Origin of the sequence: Leptothoe sp. LEGE 181152, assembly GCF_032906605.1 — a bacterium.
In the GTDB taxonomy this organism is placed as follows: domain Bacteria; phylum Cyanobacteriota; class Cyanobacteriia; order Phormidesmidales; family Phormidesmidaceae; genus Leptothoe; species Leptothoe turfae.
In genome coordinates this window covers 38,489-60,167 of record NZ_JASATU010000006.1, presented here as the reverse complement: position 1 = coordinate 60,167, position 21,679 = coordinate 38,489, and the positions used below count along the sequence as shown (strand labels likewise).

General features: G+C 47.3%; 16 protein-coding genes. 7 read left to right on the top strand and 9 right to left on the bottom strand.

All coding sequences use genetic code 11. From position 1 onward, the window contains the following. Positions 1 to 135: 135 nt before the first annotated feature. Complete coding sequence (locus QGP82_RS03435; protein ID WP_163661169.1) at positions 136 to 879, top strand: sensor histidine kinase; 744 nt, start codon at positions 136 to 138, stop codon at positions 877 to 879. A gap of 72 nt (positions 880 to 951) precedes the next feature. On the opposite strand, the gene xseB is transcribed toward QGP82_RS03435, so the two are convergent. Both xseB and xseA read right to left on the bottom strand, forming a co-directional pair. Then, the gene (xseB, locus tag QGP82_RS03430) at positions 952 to 1,179 is read right to left on the bottom strand and encodes an exodeoxyribonuclease VII small subunit (protein ID WP_163661167.1); all 228 of its coding nucleotides are present in this window, start codon (positions 1,177 to 1,179) and stop codon (positions 952 to 954) included. Positions 1,180 to 1,269: 90 nt separating this feature from the next. Further along, positions 1,270 to 2,502 carry an exodeoxyribonuclease VII large subunit gene (gene xseA, locus QGP82_RS03425; RefSeq protein WP_163661165.1) on the bottom strand — a complete coding sequence of 411 codons (1,233 nt, stop codon included), beginning with the start codon at positions 2,500 to 2,502 and terminating at the stop codon, positions 1,270 to 1,272. Between the two features lie 259 nt (positions 2,503 to 2,761). On the opposite strand from xseA, the gene recA reads away from it, so the two are divergent. Next, entirely contained in the window at positions 2,762 to 3,850 is a 1,089-nt protein-coding gene (gene recA, locus QGP82_RS03420; protein WP_163661163.1) for a recombinase RecA, read from the top strand. A 39-nt stretch (positions 3,851 to 3,889) separates the two neighbouring features. Here recA and QGP82_RS03415 read toward each other — a convergent pair whose 3' ends face one another. The 5 genes from QGP82_RS03415 to QGP82_RS03395 all read right to left on the bottom strand — a co-directional run bounded on the left by QGP82_RS03415 (position 3,890) and on the right by QGP82_RS03395 (position 8,487). Then, on the bottom strand, positions 3,890 to 4,519 hold the full coding sequence (locus QGP82_RS03415) for an FHA domain-containing protein (protein WP_163661161.1): 630 nt from the start codon (positions 4,517 to 4,519) through the stop codon (positions 3,890 to 3,892). A gap of 306 nt (positions 4,520 to 4,825) precedes the next feature. Continuing rightward, the gene (locus QGP82_RS03410) at positions 4,826 to 5,698 is read right to left on the bottom strand and encodes an alpha/beta fold hydrolase (protein ID WP_163661159.1); all 873 of its coding nucleotides are present in this window, start codon (positions 5,696 to 5,698) and stop codon (positions 4,826 to 4,828) included. Between the two features lie 108 nt (positions 5,699 to 5,806). After that, a complete protein-coding gene (locus QGP82_RS03405) occupies positions 5,807 to 6,148 on the bottom strand; it encodes a DUF1815 family protein (RefSeq protein WP_006517269.1) in 342 nt (113 codons plus the stop codon). Positions 6,149 to 6,670: 522 nt separating this feature from the next. Beyond that, entirely contained in the window at positions 6,671 to 6,886 is a 216-nt protein-coding gene (locus QGP82_RS03400) for a DUF2839 domain-containing protein (RefSeq protein ID WP_006517270.1), read from the bottom strand. Positions 6,887 to 6,921: 35 nt separating this feature from the next. After that, positions 6,922 to 8,487, bottom strand: a complete 1,566-nt coding sequence (locus QGP82_RS03395) for an ATP-dependent DNA helicase (RefSeq protein ID WP_163661156.1) — start codon at positions 8,485 to 8,487, stop codon at positions 6,922 to 6,924. 174 nt (positions 8,488 to 8,661) lie between these two features. Here QGP82_RS03395 and QGP82_RS03390 point away from each other — a divergent pair, with 174 nt between their 5' ends. Then, positions 8,662 to 9,540: a prephenate/arogenate dehydrogenase gene (locus tag QGP82_RS03390; RefSeq protein WP_163661154.1), complete on the top strand. Its 879-nt coding sequence runs from the start codon at positions 8,662 to 8,664 to the stop codon at positions 9,538 to 9,540. A 42-nt stretch (positions 9,541 to 9,582) separates the two neighbouring features. Here the strand turns inward: QGP82_RS03390 and QGP82_RS03385 are convergent, their stop codons facing one another. Further along, positions 9,583 to 11,346 carry an ATP-binding protein gene (locus QGP82_RS03385; protein WP_250564735.1) on the bottom strand — a complete coding sequence of 588 codons (1,764 nt, stop codon included), beginning with the start codon at positions 11,344 to 11,346 and terminating at the stop codon, positions 9,583 to 9,585. A gap of 495 nt (positions 11,347 to 11,841) precedes the next feature. Between QGP82_RS03385 and lepA the strand changes: the two genes are divergently transcribed. Further along, positions 11,842 to 13,647, top strand: a complete 1,806-nt coding sequence (gene lepA / locus QGP82_RS03380) for a translation elongation factor 4 (protein ID WP_163661151.1) — start codon at positions 11,842 to 11,844, stop codon at positions 13,645 to 13,647. A 318-nt stretch (positions 13,648 to 13,965) separates the two neighbouring features. Here lepA and polA read toward each other — a convergent pair whose 3' ends face one another. Beyond that, complete coding sequence (polA, locus tag QGP82_RS03375; RefSeq protein ID WP_499057075.1) at positions 13,966 to 16,842, bottom strand: DNA polymerase I; 2,877 nt, start codon at positions 16,840 to 16,842, stop codon at positions 13,966 to 13,968. A 458-nt stretch (positions 16,843 to 17,300) separates the two neighbouring features. On the opposite strand from polA, the gene amt reads away from it, so the two are divergent. From amt to QGP82_RS03360, 3 genes are all read left to right on the top strand, one after another. Beyond that, on the top strand, positions 17,301 to 19,943 hold the full coding sequence (gene amt, locus QGP82_RS03370) for an ammonium transporter (protein ID WP_499057074.1): 2,643 nt from the start codon (positions 17,301 to 17,303) through the stop codon (positions 19,941 to 19,943). 44 nt (positions 19,944 to 19,987) lie between these two features. Further along, positions 19,988 to 20,311: a low molecular weight protein tyrosine phosphatase family protein gene (locus QGP82_RS03365; RefSeq protein WP_499057072.1), complete on the top strand. Its 324-nt coding sequence runs from the start codon at positions 19,988 to 19,990 to the stop codon at positions 20,309 to 20,311. A 302-nt stretch (positions 20,312 to 20,613) separates the two neighbouring features. Then, positions 20,614 to 21,570, top strand: coding sequence for a metal ABC transporter substrate-binding protein (locus tag QGP82_RS03360; RefSeq protein WP_499057071.1), 957 nt, complete (start codon positions 20,614 to 20,616; stop codon positions 21,568 to 21,570). The last annotated feature ends 109 nt before the right edge of the window (positions 21,571 to 21,679 follow it).

Sequence of the window (21,679 nt, the reverse complement as noted above, 5' to 3'; positions counted from 1 at the left end):
TTTATTAGTTACGGTAGTAAAACTCCGTGCTAGTACGGAAAGTTAAGTGGAAATACCCATTTATCTAACATTCTCCTTAACTACCCTAGGAGCATAGATCATGATCTAATACGCCTGGGGCACTTTAGAGCCATTATGGACGCTTCTACGCTAAAGCCATCTCCATTAACTACGTCCTTTGTGGCATCGACAACACCCCCATGCACTTCAGAGGTTGACTCCCAGTTTCTTAAAACTGCTGCCCAAGAACTCAATAATCCAATTACAACCATTAAAACAGCGCTCACACTGCTTAATTCATCGAGCCTAAGACCAAAACAGCGTGAGCGTTATCTACATATGATTGGCCAAGCTTGCGATCGGCAAAGTCATCTGATTAATAGCGTGTTTAGGTTGCTAGAACTGCAGCTTACACCTCAGTCGATGGTGCTCGATAATGTGCAACTGTGGGATTTAGTTCCTGGCGTGGTCAGTACCTATCAACCTTTGGCCACAGAGTACAATATTTCATTGGCTTACACGGTATCGAGTCATTTGCCGTCTGTATTGGCGATTGAGTCCCATCTCAAACAGGTGCTGGTGAGTTTGCTAAGTAACAGCATTCGATTCACGGACACGGGGGGACGAATTTGGGTGACCGCTCAGCAGCGTCAGGATGGCAAAATTGCTTTGGTTGTTCAAGATAGTGGGTGTGGTATTCCGCCTTCAATGCTGTCCCAGGTGTTTGATTCGTTTTATCGCAACACATCTGAAGGTAGTGGTCTGGGGCTTACGCTGGTCCAACAGTTATTAACCCACTGTGGGGCTTCAATTTCTGTCAGCAGCACGCCTGGCAAAGGAACCGCATTTACAATTTTGCTAGCAGTTGCTCCTGATTAGTCCGATGAATACTCTAGACGCCTGAAACGCTAGCGTGTGATGAGGCTATGGATATTCGTAGAGAGCTCGTGTCTATTCGGATTCATCTGGCAGCAAGGTTTCGATCAATAGCTGAGCCTGCTGTTGTTTTTCTTGTAAAAAACTGTCGCATTTTTTCAATTCGGTGACGGCCTTCTCAAACTGCTCAAAAATATCAGCCAGGGGTAGATCGCCCGTTTCTAAATCAGTAATGATGGCCTCAACCTGTTCAACAGAGGCTTCGTAATTCCAATTGTTATCAGATTTTTTGGTTCTAGGCATAGTGAGTTAGTGGTAGCACTGACGGGATGATGAAATTCTGGTGGCCCTCATTTAATCGCATGACTTGCAAAGTTATGAGGATGAACAATCTCAAGATTTTGCTTCCTCAGTAACGCTGAGAACTTCTGCTTCGATTTGCCCCTGGCCAAGCTGGACAGAAATATGGTCGCCAGGGGAAAGGCTACTTGCTTGGTTAACCACACCTCCAGCTGTTGCTCGGACGAGTGCATAACCCCGTCGCAAAACAGCTGCTGGATCTAGAGTGACGAGTTTTTCGTTGAGGAGCTGGTGTTGATGCTGTGCTGTTTGCAATCGCTGAGTTAGTGCTTTAATCAGTCGTTGGGTGCGCCAATCTTGGGCTTGCTGTGCTTGGGCTAACTGGCTTTGGGGCTGTAGTTGCTGTAGTCGTAGATAGAGCTGTTGTAGATCTTGCTTATGTTGAAAAAGCCGTGTGCCAGTGGCTTGAGCTAGTCGCTGGAGTTGCTGCCCTTGGGTGTAGCGTAAATCCCTCAGTGCTGGCACAATTTGTTCCGCAGCCGCTGTCGGTGTGTGGGCGTAAACGTCAGCGACTAAATCGGCCAGGGACTCATCCCGCTCATGGCCAATGCCCGTAATGACTGGGATTGGGCAGGTTGCGATCGCACGCACCACTCTCTCATCATCAAAACACACCAAATCCTCGACGGCACCACCACCCCGTCCAAGGAGTAAGACATCAGCTCGCCCATCAATGCCAACACGCTCAATGGCTTGAGCAATAGACCTAGGGGCCTGTTCCCCTTGCACCATGGCCGGTGACAACAGCACGTTTAAGCCAGGATGTCTCTGGTTCAAGGTTTCCTGAATATCACCCCAAGCTGCAGCCTGTGGGGAGGTGACCACGGCAATACAGGTTGGTAAAGCGGGTAGCGGTCGTTTACGCGCCTCATCAAACAAACCTTCCCTGGCTAGGCGATTGCGCAGTTGACGATAGCGCAATGCCTGAAGACCAGCACCAGCAGGCAATACCTGCCAGGTCGTTAACTGATAACTACCGCGTTTGGGATAAACCTTGAGCTGCCCCAGCACCACGACTTGTTCACCCACCGTGGGTATAACGTTGAGTTTGGGCAACTGACTACGCCAAACCACAGCGTTGAGTGTGGCCGACCCGTCAGTTTCTTGCAATGAGAAAAAACACCCACTCCCATGGTTTCGAGCACTAGAAACTTCGCCAATGACCCAAACATTGCGCAGGTTTTCATCCCCCTCCAGCAGCAGCTGAATATACTCGGTGACACCAGCCACACTAATTGCTTTAAAGTCCAACGCTTCCGTTGCCATCGATATTGCTAAACCTCCACAGCCCCCGATCTTAGTCTCTATGAAATGAGCACAAAACCTTTACCCTACTCCCTAGATTATTTGAGCAAATAAACGGTAATTTAATAGTACATTTGTATTTTTTTGAGGTACAATCACAAAGTTGGGCATGATGTCCTTACAAAGACCCATTGATTAGCCCGATCCAGCATGATTGGCGCACAGTCTGGGAGCTTATAATTGCTGAACTTGGCCAAATTTATCCCACCCCTTAGGCAGCATGGCAAAAACATCCACCGAAAGTAACGAGCGCAAAAAAGCGTTAGATATGGTGCTCAATCAAATTGAGCGCAACTTTGGTAAAGGTACCATCATGCGCCTTGGGGATGCGCAGCGTATGAAAGTGGAGACTATCCCCACTGGAGCCATGACGTTGGATCTGGCCTTAGGTGGCGGATTGCCTAAAGGCCGAATTATTGAGATTTATGGGCCAGAGAGTTCAGGTAAAACTACGCTGGCCCTACATGCGATCGCGGAGGCTCAAAAACAAGGCGGTGTAGCAGCTTTTGTAGATGCTGAACATGCTCTTGATCCCGTTTATGCTGGTGCTCTTGGCGTCAATATCGATGACCTCTTGGTTTCCCAGCCTGATACCGGAGAAGCTGCTTTAGAAATTGTGGATCAGCTGGTGCGGTCCTCAGCGATTGACTTAGTGGTGATCGACTCTGTGGCTGCCCTAGTCCCCCGTGCTGAAATCGAAGGGGAAATGGGCGATGCCCACGTAGGTTTGCAGGCGCGATTGATGAGCCAGGCCCTACGTAAAATCACCGGGAATATTGGTAAGTCTGGCTGCACTGTTATTTTCCTCAATCAGCTACGTCTCAAGATTGGTGTGACCTACGGTAATCCTGAAACTACCACTGGAGGCAATGCCCTTAAGTTTTATGCATCTGTGCGGCTAGACATTCGCCGTATTCAAACACTGAAAAAAGGTAATGATCAATTTGGCATTCGCGCTAAAGTCAAAGTCGCCAAGAATAAAATTGCTCCTCCTTTCAAAATCGGTGAATTTGACATCATTTTTGGTGAAGGCATCTCCACACTAGGTTGTATTGTCGATCTTGCAGAAGAAAATAACATTCTGATCCGCAAGGGAGCTTGGTATAGCTATAAGGGAGAAAATATCAGTCAGGGTCGTGACAATGCCATTCGCTATTTATCCGATAATCCAGAGGTTGCGACTGATATTGAGCAAAAGCTACGTCAGACGCTACAGATTGGTGATGATTCAGGAGCACCAGTTGACGTTGTTGATGAGTCAGCAGCCCCCGAACCTGCAAAAACCACTGCTAAAAAGGGTAAGTCGTAGTGAGCCTATCCTCCTTGAGCCATTGATTTTGGGAAAGCCTTAATGTAAGGTTCTGCCTCCCTCTGAGCTATCTACTTCTGGTTCAAGGGTTGATGGATTGTCGCCTTGATTGGTGTGGGTACCACTTTGGCTCGCATGGGGGGCACCTTGACTGGCGGGGCCACAGATGCCACAGATAAAGAAATAGAACAGTGAGCTGCCAATGCGGATGCGATCGCCATCACGCAGTGTATATACGCGCTTTAGTTTTTCGCCATTAACGTAGGTTCCATTAGTGCTTTCTAGATCAGAAATGATAAAGCCTTGATCTGGACTGTACTGCAAGGCAGCGTGGCATCGAGATAGACGCTTATCTAGCACCGCAAGATCTGATTGACGAGGATCTCGACCAATAGTCCATAAACCGTCTTTGGAATAGAGACTTTTGGATTTGCCACTTGCCAGATTGCTGATTATATAGACTTGCTGATCGCAAATCATGCCTTGAATATAGCTAGGAATCTGCGATGCATTATTCGCATCAATCGCAAGCATGTCATCCAATAGCTTGCGATCACCTTCATATAACTTAGAGAACGCTTGAAATAGACCTAGCTTAGACTCAGCCTCTGCTTCATCTTCAGCTGAGAACATCATGCGATATTCAGCTAGGTGGTTTGGATAAGCCATAAAAGTTCAAATAGAACGTTTAGTTTGAGCCCGATTAATAATGAAGTGACGATATGGATTCAAAAAATGGATCTCCAACTCCAGTATTCTTCAGAACCTGAGGAATATGGGGAGCACCAACGTATTTCTATGAAACTTTGAACTTGACTGGAATAATTATGAAAAGTTGATTAATCGTCCGGATAAAACGAGCTGAACTTGAATAGCAGTTTTTACTTTTACCGTATAGTTTATTCTCAAAACTATTATTAGTTTGAGCCCTGTCTTTGCAACAGCTTTAAAGGATAGTGATCTTGGCAGTAAACCCTAACTTAAAAACTCTATGAGCTCACGATTAACGCTATTGGGTGCCTCTTGCTGGATCCAATGACCACAGTCAGGGATAGACCGCCTAATACATTTTTCTATTGATAATGCATCAGAAAAAATACCTGTAGCGGGTACAAGATTGTCATCTTCTCCCCACATTAAAAGTGTGGGCGATGCAATTGCAAGTGTAGAGAGTCTTGAGGGAGTGAACCAATCATTTAGCCAATCATTCAAGCTAAAACAGTGACGCACATGTTGTAAAACAGCTGGAATGACACCAGGCTTTTGTAACGCAGCCTGATATAGATCAGTATTAGCTTGAGTAAACGCGCTTTTCCTAACGGCTTGTTGTTGAAAGAGATACTTCAGTAGCGAAGGCAAATTCTCTTTGATTAACCACTGAGGCAAACCAGGAGTTTGTAGCGCTAATAGGTGCCAATTTCGCTGTAGGTGCTCCCAGCTATTAGCAAGTCCATGACTCAGGGCAGATTGCCAGCGTTGAGGAGTGCTGAGTACAGCTAATCTGTCTACGCTTTTAGGAAACCGATGTGCAAGATTCCAAGCGATGGCTCCGCCCCAATCATGCCCAACAATATGGGCCTTGTTATAGCCTAATGAGTGGATCAACGCATGAATATCAGAGCTGAGCGTATCCAAGTCATAGCCAAGTCTTGGCTTATCAGAGTCGTTATAGCCCCTCAAATCAGGTACAACTACCTTAAAATGTCGAGATAAGTAGGGTAATTGATGCCGCCAAGAATACCAAAACTCAAATAAGCCGTGGAGCAAAATTAAGAGCTTGCCACTGCCTTGAGTTACGTAATGGAGCTGCACCGAATTCGCTTTGACGTATTTATGTTCCCAACTCAACGGTGCGACTCCAAATCAATTGACTGAATTGACAGCATCCAATTAACTAGGTGCCGCCTTATATTTTGTATCACAAGCAATTAAAGCTTGTGCTTTTTAGCTGGCCACTTAGGCAGAACGATAAGCAACCTGGTACTCAACGGGCTGAATCCGGTACTTCACCAGATTAGCGAGCTCTTGCAGCTGATTAATTGCTTCAGCGCCCTCTAGTTTCATTAATTCGCGATCATCACGCATTTCTGTCCACGTAATACCGTAATCTGAAACCAAAAAACGAATCAGATGGTCATTGCCGAGGCTGACCATGAATGATGCACTATTGAGCTGATCACCGCATGTATAACAGGACGCTAAATAGCCTTGATTCTCAAGGACAATTGCTAGCGCTTTTAGGTTTAGGACCAAATCTTTTACGAATTGGCGGTGCTGCTCTGCAAGTCGAACAAACATTTACGTTCTCCTTCCCACCGGTCACATTGTAAGGTTGAATCTTAATTTTTGCTTAATGTTTTTTATAAACTATCTAATTGGTTCTCCTTAACTTTCAGTTTTGGTAGAACTAATTCAGGGCAAAAATGATTGATTGTACGTACATAATTGTCTGAACTTTGAACATGAGCTTAAGTTGCTGTCAGGAAAGAGCTTTCCGGTTAACTCAGTAGATGAGCTAGAGGCTCATACTAACTGTATTTCGCTATGTTCCTTGTATCAATTTGCCCAGACTAGAACCTTATGTAGCCTTTGTATTAAAAGATGGTGTTGTATTAAAAAGGCTCGTGAGAATAAGTAAATTAAAGATAACTGTTGCTAACGGTTAAAAATGCCAAATACTAACTTTATGGTATTTGGTCATCAAACTATGACATTAGCCACACCATAGCTACCATAGGTCTATCTGTCCAGAAATGAGGTCTTCTTTGTAACGGTTTTGCTAAAAATATGAATGTTTTCATTGTCAATCTGGTAGCAATCTCATTCAGCTAAGGCCCACCAGCCAAAAGCTGGGCCGATAAATCTAACAGTGAGCCAGAGAAGAATCATTAGAATAATTCCTGCCCATGCCCCACGAGTACTCCAGGTTACGAAGGCTTGGGATTGCTTTTTTGTAATGGGCAGCCATGGAAAAATGCGTTCGGCTTTCCCGTAATCTTCACCGAGTTTTGACTGCCGACGCTTTGCTTCGCCCATGTTGCCCTATTAAATCTGCAAATTTTATTATTCGATTATAGCGCTTGGTTTACCGGTGCTAACCAGCTTGGGTCTAGGTAAGTGCTTTGGGCAATTGGGTTCAAGGTTTTGAGAATGGTGCGCCCATAACTACGATGATTGACTCGATTGTCTAGCAGGGCTACTTTGCCCTGTTGTGCACTGATGGGTGCGATCGCAAGCTGCAGAGTTTGCAGTGCTGAGGGTAATAGAAACAGTCGGAACCAATCCTGGCGCAGACGTTTGTAGTAGGCCACTTGACCCGCAACTAACGGATTTTCAAGGGATGGGATGGGTAGTGTGGTGATAATCAGTAACCCAGGGGGCAAGCACCGTAGCCGATGGTCCTGCCAAAATTCCCAACCTGTTACCAGGATGCCGTTAGACGGCCCGTCGGTTTTTTCAACCTGGACGCGAGAGCCATATTCCGCTGCTAAAATTGAGCCAATTTGAGCTTTGAGGGGATTATCACCTACCAAAATAACCGTGGGTTGAGTGCGGGTTTCTGGCAGCTGCAGCAGGTTGCGAATCTCCTGCAAAATAGCACTGGGGAACTGATTGCTATTAGGCATGGGCAGGCGGTCAGGAGCATAGAGCTGAATCCCATCCCGCTGTCGATCTGGGGTGAATTTTAGGCAAGTGAGATCCTCTAACCCCAGCCGTTGTCGATAATTTTCAGCACGGTTTTCTTCATCTACAGCAGCACCGATTAAAATGACGGGCTGTCGTTCCCAAAGCGGTTGCATGATATCTGCCAGGTGCACTGGCGCACAATGCAAGGCTAACTGCCCCGAACCACGATTCAGCTGTAGCCATGTCATGCTGTCTTCTTGGGTTAATTGCTGGCGAAATTTCTGCCATGTAGGTGGCAATGCCTCTAAACCTAAAGGGGTTTCGGTCAGCTGATTGTATAGATCCTCAAGCAGCGCATGTTCCTCCGCGTCGGCGAGATAACAGCTGTAGGGGTTCGCTGGATGTTGAAAGGCGAGGTGGGTTAGTTTGACCCGCAGATCTCGAATAGGTGTTTGCTGAGAGGGGTAGGCCAGCCCTAGCTGATGCCAGTCGCCATCGTCGAGGCGGCAAGTTAGCTCATGACGTACCCAGTTCACTAGCGGATCAATCCCATCGATCAAGGTGAGGATATTTTTTGGGAAAGCGGGTGCTGCTGTCGTTGATGAATTGGATTTTTCTAAGGCACTTAGTTGGCCGGACAGCCAGGCACTCGGCGTTGTAATTAAAATGCCTTGAAACGTTTCACCAGGCCAACGTTCACCTACCTGGATGGATTTAACGGTAGGGAGCGTTTGCAGCAATGTGGGAATCTCATCTTGGACTAGTTGCTGCTGGATTGCTTGGGGGACAACCAAGACAATTGGTCCAGGCCACACTAAGGCTGGCATCAGATAACTCAGGCGATAACGGCCTCGATACGCCGCAGTGCTACCGATTTGCAGAAGAGCACTGCGACCTAATCTGAGGGCTCTAGCTACTAACCGTGCCATCGTTAAATGGTGGGGCCATTGAATGTGCCCCTGCTGGCGTAAAAACTCTCGGAGTAGCTGATGAACTTCTGCCTCAATCACCTTTGCTGCAACTCTCGCTATGCCTCGATAATTCAGCTAAATCCTTAAAAAATGACTCAGTTGTGTGTCTCATTGTGACATACTCCCTTGGGGCGTTTGGTTTATCGCCGACCAGCTCATAGCCTCTGGACAGATGTCCCTTTGAATTATTGACACAATTTTTGATCTTCCACCATGTCACTGACCTCTATCTCAGCGCAAACTTCACAGCCAGATTTAATCATTGGGATTGTTGGCTTAGGGCTGATTGGTGGTTGTTTAGCCATTGATTGTAAACGTCTGGGCTATACCGTTTATGGAGTGGCTCGGCGACCAGCAACTACAGCGGTAGCGGTTGAGCAAGGCATGGTGGATCAATCAGGATGCGATCTGGCCCTGATGGCTAAGGCTGACCTTGTTTTTATTTGTACGCCTATGGCCCTAATCGTGCCAACCGTGCATCAACTGGTGGAGCATTTGCCAGAATCAACAATTGTGACTGATGTTGGGTCTGTGAAGGGGGAGGTTGTAGCTGCAGCGACTACAGCATGGCCTAATTTTGTTGGGGGGCATCCCATGGCAGGTAAGGCGGAGTCAGGATTAGCTGCAGCTGAAGCGGGATTATTTCGCGATCGCCCCTATGTGGTGACGCCAATTGAAACCACAAAACAAGTCGCACTGGATCAGGTGGTTGCGATCGCTACCCAGCTTGGTTCCAAAATCTATACATCCACACCAGCAGCTCATGATCGTGCTGTGGCGGCCATCTCCCATTTACCCGTAATGGTCAGTTCTAGTCTGCTCCACACCTGTCTCAGTGAGTCGGATTTCCAGGTCAAAGTTCTGGCCCAGCAATTAGCCAGTAGTGGTTTTTGCGATACCAGTCGCGTCGGCGGCGGTAATCCTGAATTGGGCGCTATGATGGCCCAATTCAACCGGGCAGCTTTACTCCAATCCTTACAGCAATATCGGCATCAGTTAGATACTGTGATCAATCTTATCGAGGTCGAGGAATGGGATGCGCTTAAACAAAGGCTCACTGTCGCCCAGCAAGAACGGCCAAAGTACCTCTGAAGTTATTATTTTGCCGTACAAATCACTGTCCAAGATTTGCGCCTAAGCCATGTGCTTTCCTTCTAGCTCGGCCATAATCACAGGTTCCTGATACAAAATTGCTGTGAAAGTAACCGTGGAACCGAGGCCTTCGCCCATGCTAATAAATTGCACCTTCCCCCCCATTGCTTCGATCAGCCGTTGGGAAATTGCTAGCCCAAGACCAGTGCCACCATACTGACGGGTGCGCTCTCCGTCTACCTGGCTAAAGGTTTGGAACAGACGATTTTGTTTTTCTAAGGAAACACCGATCCCGGTATCCTCAACACTAATTTTGATATGTCCAGGCCAGACCCGACCTTGGAAGCGTATGCTCTGGGGTTTGACTTCAGCGCTGATGGTTACCCCTCCCTCAGGTGTAAATTTGATGGCATTGCCAATCAGATTGAGGAGGACTTGCAAGATCCGCTGGTAGTTTCCGTATAGCTTGATTTCATCTAGCGTGGCAGGCAGCTTCATATCGAAATAGAGGCCTCGCTGTTCCGCCTGAGGGCGGGTGAAATTCTCCACATCGGAGAAGAGCTCTTGCAGGCTAATGGCGGTCAAATCAATTTCCATTTTGCCTGCCTCAATTTTAGCGATGTCGAGGACATCGTTAATTAAGTTGAGGAGATGGAGGGCTGATTTATGGGCTTCTTCGATAAACTCTTCTTGCTCTTCTGGATCGTCGGCCATGCCATCCAGCACCAATCGCAGAAAGCCAATCATGCCATTCAGCGGGGTGCGCAATTCGTGGGATGTATTGGCCAGGAACTCACTTTTAAGTCGCGATGCTTCCTCGGCATAGCGTCTTGCTTCTTCGAGCTCATCATTTTTATCGATTAGTTTTTCGTTAGCCCTTTGAAGATCGTCTGCGAGCGTACGACTTGCCTCAAAGAGTTTTGCGTGGGCAATGGCTGTTCCTACTTGGTCTGTGAGCTCATTAACCAGTTCGATTTCTAGTGGGTGCCAGGGGCGCTCTGGTGGCATTTGCAACAGTAAAACGCTGTTGGGTTCGTCTCGATAGCAGGTGGCTACAGTTAAAACGGTATATGGACCAGCGTCGTTATCTTCCCGATCAAAATCTGACAGTACGGGTTTGAGAGTGTTAATGGTGCAGCGAAAATCTGCCTTGTTAGCGAGTTCAAAAGTTTGCCCCAAACAAGGATCTAATTCGGGTTGATGAAACTCAGCAACTACATTTAAGGTCTGCATTGCCACTGAGTAGTCGCAGACGAGACAGCGATGCAGGTCTAAAAGGGTACCTAGACCATCTACGGTTTGCTGCCAAATAGTTTCGAGTTCTAGAGTTTTGCGGATATTAGACGCGATATTGGTCAGAACACCGTGGTAGTTAGAAATATTAGCTAATAGACCTGCTTGGGCATTATTGGAACAGGGATCTACCGCAATACCCATGGTGCTTACATGCTGAGGCATCTGAGCCGTATCCGCGACAGTGAGGATAGAACCTTCCCCTTTGATATATGGTTGACCGGGGGCATCGTGCCAATCGACTAGGCTTAGCTTAAAATCTAGGCCTACTGGGTGAGGGCCACAGCGGACAATGCATTGAAATGTCTGGTTTTGCCCATCGTCCAACACCTGTTTAACGCGTTGTAGGTAAGGGGCTATGGCGACAGGGCCAAAAAGCTGATCAATGGATTCGTGTAGATAGCGATCAGGTGCAGCGTGAAGGGCTTGAGGCCAATTGATAGCAACAATCCGCCCGTCGGGATCGTGAATAACTTGGAGGGAAGAATTATCAACTGTGGCGGGAACTGCCATAGGTTCAGGGTCAACTATCAATTGCGATCTCATAGTCCGTCAGAAATCTCTAGCCCTATACTTAACTGCTTACGAGTTTTCCCTGTCTGGATCAGAAACATCTAAGCTGAGATCGCTCGTCAGCAGTATGACAGACCTCAAAATTCTCTGATCACAGGGTAATGGGTGCCGCAAGTCAAAAAAACGCTTCGACTGATTCAGCACTGTTCGTTGGTAAGACGCCCCGATTAATCTTTATCTTGTCATGGGATTCATCAAATGGTCATCCCTTAATGTTTTCCCTGCAAGGATCCCATGCAAAAGCAATAAAGCTTTATTACTTGATTGCTTGAATAAGGTACTGCCTGACTCATCCAAGCAAACGCTCACCCTGAAAAAGCTTATGGATAAGCTTATGGATATTGGTGGGTAGGTTTATGGATGAACAAAGTATTGGAACAAAGCATTAAGATAAGCTAAGTGCTTCTTGCTCTCTAGTTTGAGTTTCTTCTTTCCATGACCGACGCACCCGTCTCTCGCATCCGAAATTTTTCGATTATTGCTCACATCGATCATGGAAAATCTACCCTGGCTGATCGGTTGCTACAGGAAACCAAAACCATTAGCGAGCGGGATATGAAGGCTCAGGTCCTCGACACCATGGACCTAGAACGGGAGCGGGGCATTACCATCAAGCTCCAGGCGGCTCGTATGAACTATCAGGCTGAGGGTGGCGACGAATATGTGCTTAACCTGATTGATACGCCAGGGCACGTTGATTTTTCCTACGAGGTCTCCCGCGCTTTAGCTGCATGTGAAGGGGCGCTACTGGTGGTGGATGCCTCCCAGGGTGTGGAGGCACAGACGTTGGCCAATGTCTATCTGGCCCTGGAAAACGATCTAGAAATTATTCCCGTTCTGAATAAAGTAGATCTGCCCGGTGCAGAACCGGATCGGGTCAAGAAAGAAATTGAAGATATCATTGGTCTGGACTGTAGCAATGCTATTCTGGCGTCGGCTAAAGAGGGGCTAGGCATCACTGAGATTTTGGAATCTATTGTAGAGACCGTCCCCGAGCCTGAAGATAATACGGAGAAGCCGCTGCGGGCGCTGATTTTTGATAGCTATTACGACAGCTATCGCGGGGTGATTGTGTATTTCCGAGTGGTGGATGGAACGTTAAGTCGTCGCGATCGCATCCGTCTGATGGCCTCCGGTAAGGAATACGAAATCGATGAGCTGGGCGTACTCGCTCCCCATCAAATCGAAGTTGATGAACTCCATGCTGGTGAAGTGGGGTATATATCTGCTTCTATTAAAGCCGTGGCTGATGCCCGAGTTGGCGACACCATTACCCTAGTTAAAAAGAAAGCCGAAGAACCTTTACCGGGTTACGTAGAAGCTAATCCCATGGTATTCTGCGGACTTTTTCCCACTGACTCTGATCGCTACGAAGATCTGCGCGATGCCTTAGAAAAGTTAACTCTCAGCGATGCTGCCCTACAGTACGAGCCCGAAACCTCCAGTGCCATGGGCTTTGGTTTCCGCTGTGGTTTCTTAGGACTCTTGCACATGGAAATTGTGCAGGAGCGGCTGGAGCGGGAATATAACCTGGATTTGATTACCACAGCTCCATCGGTGGTTTATCGAGTCACGACGATCGATGGCGCGGTGCTAAATATTGACAACCCTTGCGAACTGCCGGAGCCCCAAGAGCGGGAAAAAATTGAAGAGCCCTATGTCAAAGTAGAAATTTTTACTCCTGAAGAGTTTGTCGGAACACTGATGGACCTGTGCCAGACCCGACGGGGCGACTTTAAGGATATGAAGTATCTAACAGAAGGGCGTACTACGCTGGTGTATGAAATCCCCTTAGCTGAAGTGGTGACTGACTTCTTCGACCAGATGAAATCTCGGTCTCGCGGTTACGCCAGCATGGAGTACCAACTGATTGATTATCGTGTGAATTATCTGGTGAAGCTGGATGTGATGATCAATGGCGATAAGGTTGATCCGCTGGCGGCCATTGTGCACCGTGACCAAGCGTACTATGTGGGTAAGGCGCTGGCAGAAAAGCTCAAAGAGCTAATTCCCAGACACCAGTTTAAGATCCCAATTCAGGCAGCCATTGGTAGTCGCATCATTGCCAGTGCCAGTATTCCAGCCCTGCGCAAGGATGTATTGTCTAAGTGTTACGGCGGTGACATCTCCCGTAAGAAGAAACTGTTGAAGAAACAGGCCAAAGGTAAGAAGCGCCTAAAGGCCATCGGTACGGTGGATGTGCCACAGGAAGCATTTATGGCGGTATTGAAATTGAATTAAATGGGTTTGGGTACGCTGAATCCCCCCATTGAATTAGATATTCCGTAGGGGCACGCCCTTGTGGCTGCCCTGGGCTACGTTTCGCTATCAACCGAAAACCCAAAATTCCCATGAAAATAATGGCGCTATTGGTTTTGCATGTTGGTCAATAGCGTTAGCGATCGAGGGCAACCACAAAGGATGGCCCCTACGATGGTGATTAATCAACATGCCTGTGGGATTTATGATGGCCTATGGATTTTGGATATTGGTTAATGGCGTTAGCGAGTGAGGACAGCCAAAAGGGATGGCCCCTACGTGACGTAATGGATGTGCGGATTATTTCGCGTCCATCCAATTTTTGCCAGCGTTGATTTCCACCTTTAAGGGCACCGATAATTTCACAACGGATTCCATTGTTCGGGTGATTTTTTTCTCTAGTTCCGGCCATTCATCGGGGGGAATTTCAAAAATCAATTCGTCATGGACCTGTAGTAAAAGTCTGGCCTGATATTCCTTGAGGACTTCATGCAGCTGAATCATCGCGATTTTGATAATGTCAGCACTAGAACCCTGAATTGGGGCATTGGCAGCTGCCCGTAATAGGCCTGCATCATAGCCACCCGGTTTGAGCTTATTGAGTTCAATTTCATCTGGAGATCTGCCTTTCAGTGGCCGCAAGCTATTGCTCGAAAAGTTGAAATATCTGCGGCGACCTAAGATGGTTTCCACATAACCATGGGCAATGGCCTCACGCTGCATTTGTTGCAAGTACTCAAAGACCCGCGAGTAGCGCTCGTTAAATTTATCGATAAAGGCCTTGGCCTCCGTACGGCTCACACCCATTTCGCGAGCAAAACGCACAGCACCCATGCCGTAAATAACGCCGAAGTTGATGATTTTACCCATGCGGCGTTCGTCTGAAGTGATTTCTTCTTTATCCAAGAGTAGTTGCGCGGTGAGGCTATGGACATCTTGTCCGGTGCGATAGGCATCGACCAAGACTGACTCTCCGCTGAGGTGGGTGAGAATTCTTAGTTCGATTTGGGAGTAGTCGGCAGCGGCTAGTAGCCACCCTTCTTGAGGCAAGAATGTCTGACGAATTTGGCGACTAAAGGCGGTGCGAACGGGGATATTTTGCAGGTTCGGATTCGATGAGGACAGGCGACCGGTGGCAGTGACGGCCTGGTTAAAGTCAGTGTGGACACGGCCTGTATCAGCTCGCACTAGCTTGGGTAAGGCGTCCACGTAGGTGGATTTCAGTTTGGATAATGTGCGATGGCTGACGATACAGTCCACCACTGGATGATCGCCCTGAAGTTTCTCAAGAGTAGATGCGTCTGTGGAGTAGCCAGTTTTGGTTTTACGGGTTTTCTTTTTGTTCAACCCTAGGGTTTCAAATAGCAAGACGCTGAGCTGCTTGGGAGAGCTAAGGTTAAACTCTTCGCCCGCGTAGTCGTAGGCTTTGATTTGCAACTCGTAAAGGTCGGCTTCGAGCTGCTCTGAGAAGTGTTTCAGGTAAGGTTCGTCAATGCGGATACCGGTGGCTTCCATGTCGGCAAGGACGGCTTCGAGGGGGACTTCGATGTCGCGAAATAGGGTTGCGATCGCATCCACCTGCTTTAATTCATCTTGCAAAATCGGCACTAACCGATAGGTGGTGTGCACATCCCCACCGCAGTAAGTTGCTACCTGATCAATCGCAATATCTGCAATGGTTTTACCTTTTGGTACTAAGTCGCTATAACTTTGTGCTGCCACATTCAAATAGCGCAGCGACATATCTGTCAAATTGTGACTGCTTTCTGGATTCAGTACATAGCTGGCAAGCATGGTATCAAACACCACACCTGCTAGCTCAATCCCCTGACCTTTGAGCACCGCTCGGTCATACTTGGCATTTTGTAGAGATTTTGGATAGTCGGCACTTTCTAAAATTGGCTTGAGTGCAGCTAAGACATGCGCTAACGGTAGCTGCTCTCCTGAACCATGACCGACTGGCACATAGGCCAAATCCTCTGGTCCATCTCCCCAGCAGCAGCCAATCCCTACCAGCTCAGCATCCAGCGGCTCAATCGCCGTCGTTTCCGTATCCCAAGCCACGGGCCGAGCTTTATCTGTTTGAGTTTCTAATTCAGCCACCAGAGCCTGCAACTGTTCCGCTGTAGTAACAATCTGTGGCTTAATGTCCACCTCTTCCACATCGGTAGCGGCATCAGTTTCTTCTGCGGTGAAAAAAGATGTTTCCTCATCATCAATCGGTGTAGAGACCTTTGTTGATGTGGCTGTAACCTCGCCGCCAAATGCCTCCTGTAACTTGTTCAGACGATTAATGAAATGCTGAAACTCCAGATTTTTCAGTAGAGGGATGACCTTGCCTTCGTCAAACCCTTCTAATTTGCAATCCGCTAGATCGACATCTAGTTCAACATCAGTGACGATAGTTGCGAGATATTTGGACTTGTCTGCGTCCTCTTTGCCAGTTTCCAGCTTTTTCTTGACTGCACCCTTCATGTCAGGCACTGCGTCATAGACACGTTCCAAGTTTTCGTGTTCTGTCAGCAGCTTGACGGCAGTTTTTTTACCAATGCCTCGCACCCCAGGAATATTATCCGAGGTATCGCCACAGAGGGCTTTGTAGTCGATTACCTGGTTAGGCTTAATGCCAAGTTTTTCCTCAACTTCCTTAATGCCATATTCCTTGGCCAGACCATTGGTGCGGCCAAAGGTACTGCCCAGATGCAGTACCTTAATGTGCTCGTTATCGTCGATCAGCTGAAATAGATCCTGGTCGCCGCTCAAAATTCTGACTGCATAACCTTCTTTCTCGGCTTTGGTTGCTAACGTGCCAATGACGTCATCCGCCTCAAATCCTGGGGCTGTGAGAATCGGCAGCTTAAAGCTTGTCAACAGCTGCTTGAGGTTTTCTACATCTTCGATAAAGTCTTCTGGTGTTTCTGGCCGCCCTTCTTTGTAGCTATCAGCAGCTTTGTGGCGAAAGGTGGGCTCAGCTAAGTCAAATGCGACGGCTGCATAGTCAGGTTTTTCCACCACCATCATGTCGCTCATGGACTTGAGAAAGCCAAAGCAAACGCTAGTGGGAATGCCTTTGGATGTGCGTAATCCTCCATCGCGACTTTTGGCGTGGGCGTAGTAAGACCGAAACGCCAGGGAGTGGCCGTCGATGATTAGCAGGGTGGGTCTGTCAGAACTCAAAACACTTGTCGCCAATGCAGCTTTTTAATTAAAGCGTGTCCACGGCCAGAACTGTAGTTTTTTCGGTAACGAAGCGACCGGTTTCAACTGGGACGTGGTCTATGGGGTAGTTTGGCGATAGGGGCACGCCATATCGATTGTGAATTCAGCATTTACCCTGCTCCTTATCTGGCAAGTATGTCTTGCTTCCAATGTAAAAGTTATTCATATAAGCGGTGACTATAGTCTGCTTGTGGAGCTAGAGTTGACGAGTATTGAAGTGTTTAGTTGAGAGTTATTTGATATCAAATAGTTTTGCCTTCTCCTTGGTGTGAGAGCAAGGAGGTGTTGTGGTCTCACCTAAATCCATCGGATACTCCACATCAGCATTCACCCATCAGGATTCAAAGCTAGTTAGTCTCCGGACGATCGGACTGCCATAGAGAAGTTTGTACTTATATAGTTAGCTTTTCAGAACTATGTCGCTTTCATTAGATGCACTGTGGGTGGTTATGAGCGCTAGCCTAGTGTTTCTGATGCAAGCGGGTTTTTTATGTGTAGAGGCTGGTTCCACCCGTCGCAAAAACAACATCAACGTTGCCATTAAAAATATTGCGGATGTTGGCCTATCAATCATGATGTTTTGGGCCTTTGGCTACGGCTTGATGTTTGGCACCTCTATGTATGGCTGGTGGGGTTTTAGTGACTTTTTGCCTGAGTTTAACCAAGCGGATAGTTGGCCTCTCATTTTCTTTCTATTTCAGGCAATGTTTTGTAGCACTGCTGTCACTATCGTCTCAGGAGCAGTGGCTGAGCGCATGACATTTCGAGGGTATCTATTCAGCGCTGTACTGATATCCGGGTTGGTGTATCCAGTATTTGGTCATTGGGTCTGGGGTGGTTTAGATCAATCAGTTGCAATTGGTTGGTTAAGCAAAAAAGGCTTTGTCGATTTTGCAGGTTCTACGATTGTCCATAGTTTAGGTGGGTGGGTTGCCTTAGCTGCAGTTTTGGTCATCGGTCCGCGTCTTGGTCGCTTTTCTCGACAAAACTTTGATCAACAAGCCCCCAGTTCAGATCTGCCCTTAGCTTTTTTAGGCGCGCTACTGATGTGGTTTGGCTGGTTTGGATTTAATGGCGGCAGTACCCTTGCTTTCAATGATCAGGTCCCAAGAATTTTGGTAAATACCTTGTTAGCAGGGGCGGCGGGATTGACTGCTCCTTTGACATGGTCTCTCATGGTGCAAAAGAACCATTTGCCGTTTAAGGCCGTGATGAATGGCTCTCTTGCGGGCCTAGTATCGATTACGGCTAGTTGTCATGCTGTGTCTTTGAGCAGTGCGGTGCTGATTGGCGGCATGGGTGGATTGGTGATGTTAGGCGTTGACGCCCTCCTAGACAAACTGCGCATTGACGATGCAGTCGGGGTCATTCCTGTCCATCTTGGCCCAGGTGTTTGGGGAACATTAGCCGTTGCATTATTGGGTGATTTAGGGCGATTAGACACTGGGCTGAACCGCTGGGAGCAATTTATTGCTCAGTGCTCAGGCATTTTGGCTTGTGGACTATGGTCATTCACGGTAACGTTGCTAGTCTTATTACTGCTTAATCGGTATGCGTCGCTACGGGTATCCCTGAAGCAAGAGTACATTGGCTTAAATGTGTCAGAGCATGGTGCGCGTAATGAGTTTCAGAACTTATTTGAAACTATGCAAACCCATGCGAAAACCGGTAATTTACAGCGACGGGTGACAGTCAGTGCGTTGACAGAAATTGGTCAAATTAGCCGTTGGTATAACCAGGTGGTTGATGCTCTAGACCGATCTACCGCCAGAACAAATGCAATTATCATGACTGCAGCGGATGGCATTTTGACGGTTGATCCTGACACCTTGATCCTTCAGAGCACGAATCCGGCTGTTGAAAAAATTTTTGGTGGCCACTGGTTACAGATGATTGGGCAATCCCTAACTACTTTGATTGAGACAGATTTGGTGCAGTCCCAAGATGCCGCTTTTCAATCCCTGCAACAGTTTTTGCAACAGGGTTGCCGTACAGGTGAGGCCTACATGGCGATTGGCATACACAATCAGGGCCGACGATTCCCCATTGAAGTTTTGGTCACTGATTCTCAATTAAGGTCCGCCAACTTTTTGACCATCATGGTGAGGGATGTCACCGAGCGTAAGGAATCAGAAGCGGCTCTGATGGCGTCCGAATTAGAGGCCCGTAGAACTGCCGGTCAACTGGAAAAAGCACTAAACGAACTGAAGCAGGCTCAGGCTCAGCTATTGCAAAGTGAGAAAATGGCAGGGTTAGGGCAGTTAGTGGCTGGTATTGCCCATGAGATCAATAATCCCGTCGGTTTTATTTATGGCAACCTTGAACATGCCATAGCGTATGTGGAAGATTTGTTACTGGTGATTAGCCACTACCAATCACAGGCAATTGAGCTGCCACCTGACATGCAAAGAGATGTCGAGGATGCAGACATCGCCTACATCAGGAAAGATTTTCCAAAATTAATTGGCTCCATCACAACTGGTACAGAACGCATTCGAGAGATTGTGCAGTCCTTGAGACAATTTGCCCGCTTTGGTGAATCAGATGTGAAAACTGTCGATATCCATAGGGGATTGGATAATACGTTGATGATGCTGGCACATCGTTTAAATATGACTGCTAGACGTCCCAAGATTTTGGTGGATAAGCGCTATGGTAATGTCTCTAAAATTCAATGCTATGCAGGGGCGTTAAACCAGGTCTTTTTGAGCCTATTCAATAATGCTATTGATGCTTTGGAGACGCACGGGTCAGGCACAATTACGATTACAACCGAGGAGCAGCCAGAGTATGTTGTGATCACTATTGCTGATAATGGCACAGGTATTCCGAAGGCCTTACAGCAGCAAATTTTTGATCCCTTTTTTACGACCAAGCCTGTTGGTTATGGAACTGGGATGGGTTTAGCTATCAGTCATCAAATTGTTGTAGACCAGCATGGTGGTGAGTTGCGCTGCAATTCTGTATTGGGTCAGGGCAGTGAATTTCAGGTGGTTGTACCGAAGACACTGGCATTGCGATCGCACTCTAAAACTGCTGCAAACATGTCTACACCTTGAGCTCATAGCACCAATCATGACCCCGTTCTCCTGACCTAGATGACATGAATATTTTGTTCATCTGTAGTCGTAATCAATGGCGTAGCCCTACTGCTGAGAAGGTTTGGTCAAAACAGCCAGGTATTTATGCCCGATCAGCGGGTACTAGCCCTAGAGCCCGTAAAACAGTTTCAGCCAAGGATATCCAATGGGCAGATACGATTTTTGCCATGGAGCAAAAGCACAAAGATAGACTCAAGGCTGAATTTCCTCGATTGATGAGCCACAAGACTATCCATGTCCTTGATATTCCAGATGAATATCAGTTGATGGATGCAGAGCTGGTAGAAATCTTGCAAAACTCTGTTGAAAGCTATCTTGGCATCTGATAGGTGCTGCACTTGATTATTGCCCATGCTTGTCGGCTAGTAGCAGTTGCTGAAATGCAATGTCCCAATAACATTCACTGGAAAATCTACAGCAGCAGCCTTGTCTCGCGACGTGAACAAGGCGAATTCGATGCATGGAAGAGTCTTCCTGGTTCAAACCCTAGCTTTAGACCAGACGGCTGCAAAAGTCTAATCGGATTTTAAGCTTCACATCTCCACAGCGTTCTTCAATTATGAGACAATTATGAAAAGTGAAGTAATTATGAAATAAGAAGGTGGGTCAATCCCACCAGTAATGGATCATGATCAACGAACAGTGGGTACATCGATTTAAGCCTCTATCATCCAGAGTGTTTTGGGCATCTAGTATTGCGGTCTTGTTGGGTTTAACCGCCTGTGGTCAGGAGTCTCCAACATCTGAGAACACGACTGCTGACGACCAAAAAGTTGTACTGACAACGTTTACAATCTTGGCAGATATGGCCCAAAACGTAGCTGGGGATGAGCTGCGGGTGGAATCTATCACCCGTATTGGCGCAGAGATCCATGGATATGAGCCGATACCTAGTGATTTAACCAAAGCCCAGGATGCTGATCTCATTTTTTATAACGGCATGAATCTGGAGCGCTGGTTTGAGCAGTTTTTGGGCAACGTGCAGGATGTGCCATCGGTGATTTTGACGGAAGGGATTGAACCGATTGCTATTTCGGAAGGTCCTTATGCCGATAAACCAAATCCCCATGCATGGATGTCTCCTCAAAACGCACTGATATATGTGGAAAATATTCGCCAGGCGTTTGTAGAACTTGACCCTGAAAACGAGTCGATCTATAACGCCAATGCTGCCGCGTACAGCGAACAGCTGCAAGCTATTGATGAAAAGTTACAGGTCAATTTAGCTCAGGTGCCGGTTGACCAGCGTTATTTGGTGAGTTGTGAAGGTGCGTTTTCTTATCTAGCCCGTGATTACGGTCTACAAGAAGTCTATCTCTGGCCCATAAATGCCGAACAGCAATCTACCCCTAAGCAAATTCAAGGGGTGATTGAAGACGTTCAAGCTAACGATATTCCAACTGTTTTTTGTGAAAGCACCGTTAGTGATGAAGGGCAACGAGAGGTGGCACGAGCCACCGGGGCTAAGTTCGGTGGCAACTTATATGTTGACTCGCTGTCTACGGCTGATGGTCCTGTACCTACGTTTTTAGATCTGTTGGCATATGACGTGCAGGTGATTAGCGAAGGACTGCTATCACCATAATGTTTTGGCTATGGGCCAATAGCTTTCTCATCCCAGGAAATTTCTAGAGTGGGCATTGCCCCATCGATATGATTCACATGCAATAGGTTTTGGTGGGTATTGCCCACCC

What these genes read in the sequence shown, in the direction of transcription:
- xseA (WP_163661165.1), bottom strand. Translation starts at nt 2,502, where the DNA reads ATGGCAACGGAAGCGTTGGACTTTAAAGCAATTAGTGTGGCTGGTGTC.
- QGP82_RS03360 (WP_499057071.1), top strand. Translation starts at nt 20,614, where the DNA reads ATGATCAACGAACAGTGGGTACATCGATTTAAGCCTCTATCATCCAGA.
- amt (WP_499057074.1), top strand. Translation starts at nt 17,301, where the DNA reads ATGTCGCTTTCATTAGATGCACTGTGGGTGGTTATGAGCGCTAGCCTA.
- QGP82_RS03415 (WP_163661161.1), bottom strand. Translation starts at nt 4,519, where the DNA reads ATGGCTTATCCAAACCACCTAGCTGAATATCGCATGATGTTCTCAGCT.
- QGP82_RS03405 (WP_006517269.1), bottom strand. Translation starts at nt 6,148, where the DNA reads ATGTTTGTTCGACTTGCAGAGCAGCACCGCCAATTCGTAAAAGATTTG.
- QGP82_RS03365 (WP_499057072.1), top strand. Translation starts at nt 19,988, where the DNA reads ATGAATATTTTGTTCATCTGTAGTCGTAATCAATGGCGTAGCCCTACT.
- QGP82_RS03400 (WP_006517270.1), bottom strand. Translation starts at nt 6,886, where the DNA reads ATGGGCGAAGCAAAGCGTCGGCAGTCAAAACTCGGTGAAGATTACGGG.
- QGP82_RS03390 (WP_163661154.1), top strand. Translation starts at nt 8,662, where the DNA reads ATGTCACTGACCTCTATCTCAGCGCAAACTTCACAGCCAGATTTAATC.
- lepA (WP_163661151.1), top strand. Translation starts at nt 11,842, where the DNA reads ATGACCGACGCACCCGTCTCTCGCATCCGAAATTTTTCGATTATTGCT.
- QGP82_RS03435 (WP_163661169.1), top strand. Translation starts at nt 136, where the DNA reads ATGGACGCTTCTACGCTAAAGCCATCTCCATTAACTACGTCCTTTGTG.
- xseB (WP_163661167.1), bottom strand. Translation starts at nt 1,179, where the DNA reads ATGCCTAGAACCAAAAAATCTGATAACAATTGGAATTACGAAGCCTCT.
- QGP82_RS03385 (WP_250564735.1), bottom strand. Translation starts at nt 11,346, where the DNA reads ATGGCAGTTCCCGCCACAGTTGATAATTCTTCCCTCCAAGTTATTCAC.
- recA (WP_163661163.1), top strand. Translation starts at nt 2,762, where the DNA reads ATGGCAAAAACATCCACCGAAAGTAACGAGCGCAAAAAAGCGTTAGAT.